The organism is Amycolatopsis sp. 3B14 (assembly GCF_050958625.1).
GTDB classification, from domain to species: Bacteria; Actinomycetota; Actinomycetes; order Mycobacteriales; family Pseudonocardiaceae; genus Amycolatopsis_E; species Amycolatopsis_E thermoflava.
Map to the genome: position 1 here is coordinate 163,321 of NZ_JBHZEN010000006.1, position 10,125 is coordinate 173,445.

Annotated in this window: 12 protein-coding genes; 7 read left to right on the forward strand and 5 right to left on the reverse strand. The window is 70.8% G+C overall.

Annotated features, from left to right (window positions below):
* Window positions 1-19 precede the first annotated feature (19 nt).
* Window positions 20-1,201 (forward strand): L-2-hydroxyglutarate oxidase, encoded by a 1,182-nt coding sequence (gene lhgO, locus ACCP09_RS04515; RefSeq protein WP_378334589.1) that lies wholly within the window; start codon window positions 20-22, stop codon window positions 1,199-1,201.
* A 91-nt stretch (window positions 1,202-1,292) separates the two neighbouring features.
* Window positions 1,293-1,775, forward strand: coding sequence for a permease-like cell division protein FtsX (locus tag ACCP09_RS04520; RefSeq protein ID WP_431906477.1), 483 nt, complete (start codon window positions 1,293-1,295; stop codon window positions 1,773-1,775).
* On the opposite strand, the gene ACCP09_RS04525 is transcribed toward ACCP09_RS04520, so the two are convergent.
* Complete coding sequence (locus ACCP09_RS04525) at window positions 1,772-2,296, reverse strand: DUF3558 family protein (protein ID WP_017986173.1); 525 nt, start codon at window positions 2,294-2,296, stop codon at window positions 1,772-1,774. The two genes, ACCP09_RS04520 and ACCP09_RS04525, sit on opposite strands and share 4 nt — an antisense overlap.
* Window positions 2,297-2,404: 108 nt before the next feature.
* On the opposite strand from ACCP09_RS04525, the gene ACCP09_RS04530 reads away from it, so the two are divergent.
* From ACCP09_RS04530 to ACCP09_RS04540, 3 genes are all read left to right on the forward strand, one after another.
* Window positions 2,405-3,160 carry a maleate cis-trans isomerase family protein gene (locus ACCP09_RS04530; protein ID WP_433743337.1) on the forward strand — a complete coding sequence of 252 codons (756 nt, stop codon included), beginning with the start codon at window positions 2,405-2,407 and terminating at the stop codon, window positions 3,158-3,160.
* A 67-nt stretch (window positions 3,161-3,227) separates the two neighbouring features.
* The gene (gene serS, locus ACCP09_RS04535; protein WP_017986171.1) at window positions 3,228-4,517 is read left to right on the forward strand and encodes a serine--tRNA ligase; all 1,290 of its coding nucleotides are present in this window, start codon (window positions 3,228-3,230) and stop codon (window positions 4,515-4,517) included.
* 138 nt (window positions 4,518-4,655) lie between these two features.
* Window positions 4,656-5,402: a DUF2382 domain-containing protein gene (locus tag ACCP09_RS04540; RefSeq protein ID WP_027933021.1), complete on the forward strand. Its 747-nt coding sequence runs from the start codon at window positions 4,656-4,658 to the stop codon at window positions 5,400-5,402.
* A 45-nt stretch (window positions 5,403-5,447) separates the two neighbouring features.
* Here the strand turns inward: ACCP09_RS04540 and ACCP09_RS04545 are convergent, their stop codons facing one another.
* From ACCP09_RS04545 to ACCP09_RS04560, 4 genes are read right to left on the reverse strand one after another with little or no spacing between them, the layout of a single operon-like run.
* A complete protein-coding gene (locus ACCP09_RS04545; protein WP_433743339.1) occupies window positions 5,448-6,353 on the reverse strand; it encodes a haloalkane dehalogenase in 906 nt (301 codons plus the stop codon).
* 23 nt (window positions 6,354-6,376) lie between these two features.
* Window positions 6,377-6,829, reverse strand: coding sequence for a DUF350 domain-containing protein (locus tag ACCP09_RS04550; RefSeq protein ID WP_123684260.1), 453 nt, complete (start codon window positions 6,827-6,829; stop codon window positions 6,377-6,379).
* A 43-nt stretch (window positions 6,830-6,872) separates the two neighbouring features.
* The gene (locus ACCP09_RS04555) at window positions 6,873-8,039 is read right to left on the reverse strand and encodes a glutathionylspermidine synthase family protein (protein ID WP_378334521.1); all 1,167 of its coding nucleotides are present in this window, start codon (window positions 8,037-8,039) and stop codon (window positions 6,873-6,875) included.
* Between the two features lies 1 nt (window position 8,040).
* Complete coding sequence (locus tag ACCP09_RS04560) at window positions 8,041-8,595, reverse strand: hypothetical protein (RefSeq protein ID WP_433743346.1); 555 nt, start codon at window positions 8,593-8,595, stop codon at window positions 8,041-8,043.
* Between the two features lie 125 nt (window positions 8,596-8,720).
* Between ACCP09_RS04560 and ACCP09_RS04565 the strand changes: the two genes are divergently transcribed.
* Together ACCP09_RS04565 and ACCP09_RS04570 are read left to right on the forward strand one after the other, a co-directional pair.
* The gene (locus ACCP09_RS04565) at window positions 8,721-9,653 is read left to right on the forward strand and encodes a septum formation family protein (RefSeq protein WP_378334520.1); all 933 of its coding nucleotides are present in this window, start codon (window positions 8,721-8,723) and stop codon (window positions 9,651-9,653) included.
* Window positions 9,654-9,659: 6 nt separating this feature from the next.
* Window positions 9,660-10,010, forward strand: a complete 351-nt coding sequence (locus tag ACCP09_RS04570) for a metallopeptidase family protein (RefSeq protein ID WP_020416417.1) — start codon at window positions 9,660-9,662, stop codon at window positions 10,008-10,010.
* The last annotated feature ends 115 nt before the right edge of the window (window positions 10,011-10,125 follow it).

A 10,125-nucleotide genomic window follows, 5' to 3' on the forward strand; every position in this document is an offset into this window, starting at 1 on the left:
CGTATACGCTGTCACCGTGGTGAACCGGGTTGTCGTCATCGGTGGCGGAATCATCGGGCTCGCGACCGCGTGGGAGCTGACCCGGCGCGGGTCGGCGGTGACCGTGCTGGAGAAGGAGGACCGGTGGGCGGCGCACCAGACCGGCCACAACTCCAACGTCGTGCACGCCGGGCTGTACTACAAGCCGGGATCGGCGAAGGCGCGGATGTCCGTCGCGGGCAACCGGTCCATTGTGGACTTCGCCCGCGAGCACGGGGTGCCCGTCGAGGTGTGCGGCAAGCTCGTCGTCGCGACCAGCGAGGCCGAACTGCCCGCGCTGGGTGTGCTCGCGCAGCGGGCCGAGGCGAACGGCGTCCCGGCGAAGCTGATCAGCGCCGCGGAGGCCCGCGAGTACGAGCCCGAAGTGTCGTGTGTGCGGGCGTTGCGGGTCGAGTCGACGGGCATCATCGACTTCCCCCGCGTCTGCACCGCGCTGGTCCGGCTGCTCACCGAGCACGGCGCCGACCTGCGGCTGAGCACCGCGGCGCGCGGCATCCGGCCAGGTCGGTCCGGCGGCGTGGAGATCGCCACCGGCGACGAGGTGCTGCGGGCCGACGCGCTGGTCAACTGCGCCGGCCTGCAGTCCGACCGGATCGCCGAGCTCGCCGGGCTGCGGCCGAGCGCACGGATCGTCCCGTTCCGCGGCGAGTACTACGAGCTCCGGCCGGAGCGGCGGCACCTGGTGCGTGGGCTCATCTACCCGGTGCCCGACCCCGCGCTGCCGTTCCTCGGCGTGCACCTGACCCGGATGCTCGACGGCAGCGTCCACGCCGGGCCGAACGCGGTGCTCGCGCTGCGGCGGGAGGGCTACCGCTGGCGCGACGTGTCGCCCGCGGACCTCGCCGACGTCGCCCGCTTCCCCGGCTCGTGGCGGCTCGCGCGGAAGTGGGCCTACCCGACCGGGCTGGAGGAGGTGCGGCGGTCGCTGTCGAAGCGCCGGTTCGCGGCCAGCCTGGCGCGGCTGGTGCCCGCGGTCGGCCCGGACGACATCGTCCGCCACGGCTCCGGCGTGCGGGCCCAGGCGCTGCGCCCGGACGGCTCGCTGGTGGACGACTTCCTCATCGAGACCGCGCCGCACCAGGTGCACGTGCTGAACGCCCCCTCCCCCGCGGCGACGAGCGCGCTGGAGATCGCCAAGCACGTGGCCGACCAGGTCGGCTGACGCACCGGACAATCCAGCGCCCGCAACCGCTGGTGTGCGGAGTTTGCGCGTTCGGGGCCGGTAGGCGGGTAGCTCGTGCCAAGGTGATCACGTGACCGACAGACCAGTCGCCGCGGCCGTACCGCGGCGGACCAGGAGCATCCCGGTGTGGGTGTTCGTCCTCTCGCTCGTGCTCGTCGTCGGCGCCGGCCTCGGGGGCGGTGCGCTCCTGTGGGCGGGCGACTCGCCCGCGGACCGGCAGGCCGCGGAAGCGCGCGACAAGTGCGAACACCAGATCACCGTCTACTTCAACGGCGCCGACCCGGACCCGGCGATGTCCGCGGCCGCGGACCGGCTGCGCGGTGACGCCCGGTTCGCGAGCGTCCACACCCAGACCCGGCTGGAGGCCTGGGCGGAGTTCAAGCGGCTCTTCGCCGACCAGCCGGACCTGCTGAACAGGTCCCGGCCGGAGGCCCTGCCCGCGGCCGTGGTCCTGATGACCCGGCCGGACACCGCGCCCGAGCAGGTGGCACCCGATCTGGAGCAGCTGTTCCCCGGCTCCGAGGTCCAGACCCTCGGCCCCTGCTCGCCCTAACGCTGCGGCAGGTGCGCGGCCACGATCGGCGCCGCGCGTTCGGCCACCACGCACGACTTGCTCGGGTCCAGCAGGTTCTGCCCGCTGAGCACCACGAACTCCATCTCACCGAGCTTGACGGCCAGGTTGCACAGCCAGTCGCCCATGATGGAGCTGTAGTGCTGCCACGTGATGCCGCCGATCTGCTTCTCCCCGAGCGGCTGCGCGGCGAAGTACTCCTCCATCGTCTGGTCGGTGCCGTAGTAGGCCTGCAGCGAGTCGTCGAGGCTGGCGTCCGGGTCGAGTGAGCGCCATTCGCAGCCCGGCGGCACCCGGTAGGAGGGCTGGGCCGGCTTCGGCGTGCCCGGGCCGAGCCCCAGCTCGGCGGCCTCGTCGGTGGTGAGCAGCGTGCACGGGTCGGTCGAGCTGACCGGCGCCACCGTGATCCGCCCCGGCGCGGGCTGCGGTGTCCCGCTGACCGTGGTCGTGCACGCGCTGACCAGGCCGGCCGCTGCCACCACCGCGGCGATCCGCCACCTCACTGAATGCCTCCCCGGACCAGGTTTAACCGCTCGGTAACTCGCGGCGTGATCGGTTGTCCCACGCCGAACCTAGCCTGGCTGGCGCTGCCGGGAGAGGGAGACGCCGCGATGACAGCTGATCCGTTCGAGATCACCCTGCCGGTCCAGACCGGGATCGGTGTGGTCGCGCCGTTCGACTTCGCCCTCGACCGGGAGCTGTGGCGCTGGGTGCCGGACCACGCGTGCCTGCACACGACGCGCCTGCCCTACCTGCCCGAGCCGGTCACCGTGCAGCTCGCCGAGGCGCTGGCCGACCCGCACGGCGCCCGCCGCGCCACCCGCGACCTGCTCGTCCCCGAACCCGAGGTGGTCGCCTACTCGTGCACGTCCGGCAGCTTCATCGGCGGCGCGGCAGGCGAGGCCGCCCTGGTCGCGGCGATGCTCGATGCCGGGGCGCCACGCGCGGTCACCACCTCCGGCGCGATGGTCAGCGCGCTGGAGTCGCTCGGCGTGCGCCGGGTCGCGGTGGTCACGCCGTACGTGGACGCAGTCACCGACCGGCTGGTGTCGTTCCTCGCCGAGTACGGCATCACCACGACCGCGAGCGTCGGGCTCGGCATGCTCGGCGACATCTGGAAGATGACCTACGCGCACGTGCTGGCCGCGGTCGCCGAGCTGGACACCACCGGCGCCGACGCGTTGTTCGTGAGCTGCACCAACGTCCCCACCTACGACGTGATCGAGCCGCTGCGGCGGCGCCTGGGCATCCCCGTGCTCACCGCCAACCAGGTGACCATGTGGTCGGCCCTGCGCGCCGCCGGCGTGCCACTCGACTGGGACCTGGGCGCGCCCGCGCGGCGGGAGTTCGGGCTGGCGACCGGGTAGCGCGAAACCCGCTGGTCGGGCTCGTTACGCTGGAGCGCATCCGTACCGGCTCGCACCAGGAGTACTGATGCACGACCCCCGCCAGCTGCTCGACCCCGAGGTGGACGCGGCCGCCAAGCTGCGCCGTCGCGGGTACGTGCTCGACACCGACCACCTGAGCAAGCTGGTGAGCAGGCGGTCCTCCGTCATCAGCGAGGGCGACCAGGCGCGGGCCGAGTCGAAGAAGGCCGCGGCCGAAGTCGGCGCCGCCGCCAAGCGCGGTGAGGACGTCACCGAGCTGCGCGAGCGGGCCCGCGAGCTGAAGAACCGGATCACCCGGCTCGAGGAGGAGCAGCGGGAGGTCGAGGCGGAGCTGCACGAGTTCCTGCTCGGCATCCCGAACATCCCGCTCGACGAGATCCCGGACGGCGCCACCGAAGAGTTCGCCGAGGAGGTGCGCCGCGTCGGCACGCCGCCGGAGTTCGACTTCGAGCCGCTCGACCACGTCGACCTCGGCGAGCGCGCCGGGATCCTCGACCTGGGCCGCGCGACCAAGCTGTCCGGCCCGCGGTTCGCGGTGTTCAAGGGCGCCGGGTCGCGGCTGCAGCGCGCGCTGGCGCAGTTCTTCCTCGACGTGCACACGGGCGAGCACGGCTACACCGAGTTCAGCCTGCCCGCGCTGGTCACCCGGCAGACCATGACCGGCACCGGCCAGCTGCCGAAGTTCGAGGAGGACCTGTTCCGCACCGGGGTGGCGGACCGGGAGCTGTTCCTCATCCCGACCGCCGAAGTGCCGCTGGTCAACCTGCACGCGGGCGAGATCCTGCAGCTGGAGGACCTGCCGCTGCGCTACACCGCGCACACGCCGTGCTTCCGCTCGGAGGCCGGCTCGTACGGCAAGGACACCCGCGGCCTGATCCGGCAGCACGAGTTCTCCAAGGTCGAGCTGGTGCAGTTCGTCGAGGAGGAGCGCTCGCGCGAGGCGCTGGACGAGATCCTGTCGCACGCCGAGGCGCCGCTGCGCAAGCTCGGGCTGCCGTACCGGGTCATCAAGCTCGCGGCGGGCGACACCGGGTTCTCCGCGCAGATCACCTTCGACGTCGAGGTGTGGCTGCCCAGCCAGGGCACCTACCGGGAGATCTCCAGCGCGTCGGACACCGGCACGTTCCAGGCGCGCCGGGCGAACATCCGCGGCAAGGGCAAGGACGGCAAGCGGGCGCAGATCGCCACGCTGAACGCGTCCGGCCTGCCGATCGGGCGGACGCTGGTGGCGGTGCTGGAGAACAACCAGCAGGCCGACGGCTCGATCCGGATCCCCGAGGCGCTGGTGCCCTACACCGGGTTCGCGGTCATCAACCCGGACGGCAGCACCGCGTAACCGGTCGCCTGTCCAACTTGGACAACCTTCGCGGAGGCTGGGGGACGCTCACGTGAGTGATCCCCGATGGTGTCAGTTTCGCACCCCCACCGATCCGTCTACACCCATGGCGGAACGGAAACGGGGAAGGAGTGAGCAATGACTGGCACCATGCGTCCCGAGGAGCTCATGGAGAACGCGGTGGTGGACACCCACGGCCGCAAGATCGGGAAGGTCGGCACGGTCTATGTCGCCGACGACACCCAGCAGCCGGAGTGGGTCACGGTCCGCACCGGGATGTTCGGGCACAAGGAAAGTTTCGTGCCGCTCAAGGGCGCCACGATGGACCGTGACGGCCTGCACGTGCAGGTGACCAAGGAGAAGGTGTCCGAGGCGCCGCAGACCGACGGCGACCGGCACTTGTCCGAACAGGAATCCGCCGAGCTGTACCGGTTCTACGACATGCCGGCGCCGCGGGCCAGCCAGGAGAACCGGGGCGGCCGCACCACGCCGCAGCCCGGCAAGCGCGGCACCACCGGCGAGTCGATGACCCGCTCGGAGGAACGGCTGAACGTCGGCACCGAGCGCGTCGAGACCGGCCGGGTGAAGCTGCGCAAGTACACCGTCACCGAGGAGCAGCAGGTCAAGGTGCCGGTGACGCACGAGGAGGTGCGGCTGGAGCGCGAGCCGATCACCGACGGCGAGCGGGGCAACGCGCGGATCTCCGACGAGGAGCAGGAAATCACCCTGCACGAGGAGCGCCCGAAGGTCGAGAAGGAGACCGTGCCGGTCGAAAAGGTGCGGCTGGCCAAGGAAACCGTGCGCGACGAGGAGACCGTGTCCGGCCAGGTGCGCAAGGAACGCGTCGAGATGGAGGACGACACCAAGCAGCGCCGCAACCGCTGACGCGGGGACGCCACGGTGGTGGCGCCACCGTGGCGTCCGCGGCTGTCAGCCGGTGACGAACCGGGCGATGATGCGGCCCAGCTCCTCGCCCTGGTCCTCCTGCAGGAAGTGGCCCGCGTTCTCCAGGGTCCGGTGGTCCTGGCCTGCCGCGCCCTTCATGGCGCGCTGCAGGACGGGGGCCGCCGGGCCGGTGATCGGGTCGCTGTCACCGAAGGCGCAGAGGAACGGGATGTCCAGTTCGGACAGCACCGCCCAGGCGCGGCGGTTCGCCTCGCTCGCCGGATCGTCCGGAGTGGTCGGGACCAGCCCGGGCATGGCGCGCGGGCCTGCCTTGTACATCTCGTTGGGGAACGGGGCGTCGTAGGCGGCGCGCACTTCTTCGGTGAGCTTGGTGCGACAGCCGGACTGCACGAACCGTCCGATGTCGAGCACCGGCGCCTTCTGCACGGCGTTGCGGAAGGCGAGCCACTCGTCCGGCATGGACTGGTCACCGGTCGGCAGGACGGTGTTGGCCGCCACCACGCGCGCGAACCGTTCCGGGTTCTCGGCGACGACGCGCAGCCCGATCAGGCCGCCCCAGTCCTGCCCGACCAGCGTGACGTCACGCAGGTCGAGCGCGTCGAACGCGAACGAGCGGATCCACTCGACGTGCCGGGCGTAGGTGTGGTCGGCGACGTCGACGGGCTTGTCGGAGCGGCCGAAGCCGATCAGGTCGGGCGCGATCGCTCTGATCCCGGCGTCGGCCAGGACCGGCAGCACCTTGCGGTAGAGGAAGGACCAGCTCGGCTCGCCGTGCAGGAGCAGCACGACGGGGCCGTCGAACGGGCCTGCCTCCACGTAGGAGATCCGGACGATGCCGTCGTGCTCGCTCTCCAGGTCGCAGTAGAGCGGCGGGTAGTCGAAGTCGGGAAGGTCGGTGAACCGGTCTTCGGGAGTCCTCAGCAGGCGCACACACCCACCCTAGGGGCTACGGGTCAGCTGATCGAGACCGCGACGACGAGACCCAGCGCCAGGTGCGCGGCGGCGACGACGATGCTGGCCGGCGCGAACACCTCGCTCTCGATGGTGCCGCGCACGTCGATCCGCGTCGACCACTCCAGCAGCCGCACCGCCAGGACCTGCACGATGATGCCGAGCAGGCCGTAAACCAGCGAGGTGATCAGGCCCTCGGTGAGGTCGCTGGCCGAGTTGAAGATCGCGACGACCACGATGAACGCCATCGACAGCATCCCGGAGGCCGTGACGATCACCGCGTTCGGCAGGCCGCGGCGCACCAGGTCGGACAGCTTGCCGGGGGTGGTCCAGTCGATCGCGTAGAACCCGACCAACATCAGCAGCAGACCGATGACGCCGTACAGCAGGATCGCACCGATCCCGCGCACGAGGTCGGAACCGAACGTCTCGGCCAGCGCGAGGGTGTAGGTCACGGATTCTCCCAGTTAGGTGGTGTGGATGATCGCGGGTGGTTTATCACGATTGCGGGATGCGGTGTGGGACGAACGCGGCGCCGTCGTCGGTGACGAGGCCCGCCGTCTCCCGGATGCCCAGGCCGGCTGACGAGTCGCCGACGATCCACGCGCCCAGCGCCGGGCGGAACCCGTCGAACTCGGGCAGCGGGTCGAACGCCTGGTAGACGTACCCCTCGGCGCCGTAGACGCCGCCGGTCTCGGTCTCGTAGCCGGGCGCGACGATCTGCACGTTGGCGCCCTCGCGGCCCAGTTTCGGCTTGCGCACGTACTCGGTGAGGACGCCGGGCTGGTCGACGAACGCGGGCAGCAGGTTCGGGTGGCCCGGGTAGTTCTCCCACAGGATCGCCAGCAGCGTCTTGTTGGAGAGCAGCATCTTCCACAGCGGCTCGATCCACAGGGTGCGCGGCAGCGATTCGGCGGCGTAGCGGCCGAACTCCTCCTCGACCACCCACTCCCACGGGTACAGCTTGACCACGGTGTTCATCGGCGCCTCTTCGAGGTCGACGAACCGCTTGAGCACCGGGTCCCAGCCGATCTCCTCGATCGCCAGCCCGACGGTGTCCAGGCCGGCCTCGGCCGCGGTCTCCTGCAGGTAGGAGGTGGTGATGTGGTCCTCGCCCGTCGGGTCGGCGCTGGACCAGGTGAAGTACAGCTCGTTGGTGGGCAGCTGGCCGCGGATCTCCTGCCAGCGCTCGACGAGCCGCTCGTGCACCGAGTTCCACTGGTCGTCGTCCGGGAAGACCTCGGTCTTCCAGTGCCACTGCAGCACCGACGCCTCCAGCAGCGACGTCGGCGTGTCGGCGTTGTACTCCAGCAGCTTCGCCGGGCCGTTGCCGTCGTAGCGCAGGTCGAAGCGGCCGTAGACGTGCGGGTCGCGGCGCTTCCACGACTCGGCGATGTGCGGCCACACCCACTCCGGGATGCCGAACTCGCGGTAGCGCTCGGTCAGCACGACGTTGTCGACGGCCTCCAGGCACATCGAATGCAGCAGCTCGACGTCGGCTTCGAGGCTGAGCACCTCGTCCATCTCCAGGACGTAGTGCACCGACTCGTCCCAGTACGGCCGCTCCTGACCCGATCCGTAGCGGGCGGGCGTGCCGAACACGAGGCCCTGCTCTTCGACGATGCGCTGCCAGTCCCGCCGCGGCTGGGCGGTCCCCCTCCGCACCCTAGGATCCCCCGCTCTTCCCGTCGCCGCCGCTGGACTTGCCGCTGATGCCGAAGCCGCCGCGCTGCACGGTCTTGCCCGACTGGGTCTTGACCGTGGTGTTGCCGGACGGCTTGGTGTAGGTGCCGCCGGACACGGGCTGGCCGACCGTGCCGGTGCCGCCGTAGTTGTAGCGGTACTGGCTGTACCCGCCGTTCGCCAGCGGGATGATCCAGAACCCGGTGGCCGAGTTGTAGTACCCGCCCTGGCTGGCGGCGTAGTTGTCGTCGCAGTACTCGTCCGGCTGGACGGTGCCGTTGCCGTCGGTGCAGACCGCGTTGACCGTCTCCCCGGTGCCCGCGAGGTACCAGGTCGCCACGACGGCGACGAGGCCGACCGTGACCCCGCTGCCGATCAGCACCTTCCGCCGGGTGGCGGCCTTCTGCTCCGCCTGGGCGCGTGCCTGCTCCGCGGCGGCCTCCTGGCGGGCCTGGTCTTCCAGCGCCTGCCGCCGAGCGCGCTGCTCGGCCAGCGTGGGCTCCCGTCGTTTGGCCGTCGACGGGTCCTGGAACCGCATCGAGCCGCGCGGGGGCTGTTCTCCCGGGGGCTGCTGGCCGCCCGGCGCACCGTCGTCTGTCATCGCGCTCACCCTAACCACCCGCGGGGTGTCCCGTCCCGCTGACGCAGGCATTATGGGACGCGATGCTCGGAGATGGAGTGGAGAAGACCACGCTGCGTACCCGCCTGGTGATGGCGGGTGTGTTTTTGGGCGCCATCCTGGCGTTGTCGCTGAGCGTCACGTTCTCGTGGGGAGGCGCCGTCAGCGGCGGCGGCAAGGTGGAGGAGTCCCCCGAGGCGAAGGCCGCGTTCACCGCGCCGCCCGGCAGTTGTGTCACCTGGACCATGCCGGACGTGTCGGACATCCACGTCGTGCCGTGCACCCAGCCGCACCTGTACGAGGTGACCGGCGTGGTCAACATCGGCGACAAGTACCCGCCGAACGCGCCCGCGCCGACGGTCGACCAGTGGCGGGACATCGCGTTGGAACGCTGCACGGCCGGGGTGGAGACGTACCTGAACGAGCAGCTCGACCCGTTCGGCCGGTTCACGGTGAGCGCGCTGCGCCCCGGAAACGACGAGTGGGCCGACGGCGACCGCGACATGCGGTGCGTGCTGCAGTGGGCCGCGCCCGGCGGCAAGCTGGAGCCGATCATCGGCAACGCGGCGGGCCAGTCGCAGTCGGCGGTGTGGGAGCCGGGCACGTGCCTGGCGCTGGTCGACAAGACGGTCGGCAACCCGATCGACTGCGCGCAGCCGCACTCCTACGAGATCGTCGCCACGCTGGACCTGAAGACGAAGTTCCCGGACGGCTACCCGTCGCAGAACGACCAGAAAATCTGGCTGGACACCGAGTGCAACCGGGCGGTCCAGGACTACGCGGGCGAGGTCGACCTGGCGGCGCAGAAGCTGATCCTGACGTGGGACATCCGGGAGCAGGAGAGCTGGGACGCCGGTTCGACGCTGGTGAACTGCAAGGTCGGCGCCAAGCTGCCGGACAACAGCGGCCTCGCCCCGGTGACGGGCAGCATCCGCAAGGCCGGGACGCCGGCTCCGCCCACGACCCCGGGCAGGTAGTGGCCCGTGCCCGTGGAGATGTCGAAGGCCCGGTTCGAGGAACTGGTGGCCGACGCGCTGGACGAGGTGCCGGAGGAACTGGCCGGCGCGATGGACAACGTGGTCGTGCTGGTGGAGGACCACAACGACGAGGCGCCGGACATCCTCGGCCTCTACCACGGCGTCGCGCTGACCGAACGAACGAGCGACTACGGCGGCGTGCTGCCCGACCGGATCTCGATCTACCGCACCCCGATCCTGGCCATGTGCGATTCGGAGGAGCAGGTGGTGGAGGAGGTGCTGATCACGGTGGTGCACGAAATCGCACACCACTTCGGCATCGACGACAGCCGCCTGCACGAACTCGGCTGGGGCTAGGCCCGCAGTAAAGGCGACCACCAAGGTCTGTAGGGGCAACCCACCAGGGTGGGCCTCGCTCGCGTCCTCCCCGTCGCCTGGCTGCCACCGAGCGCCAAAGACAGGCCCTGTCCAG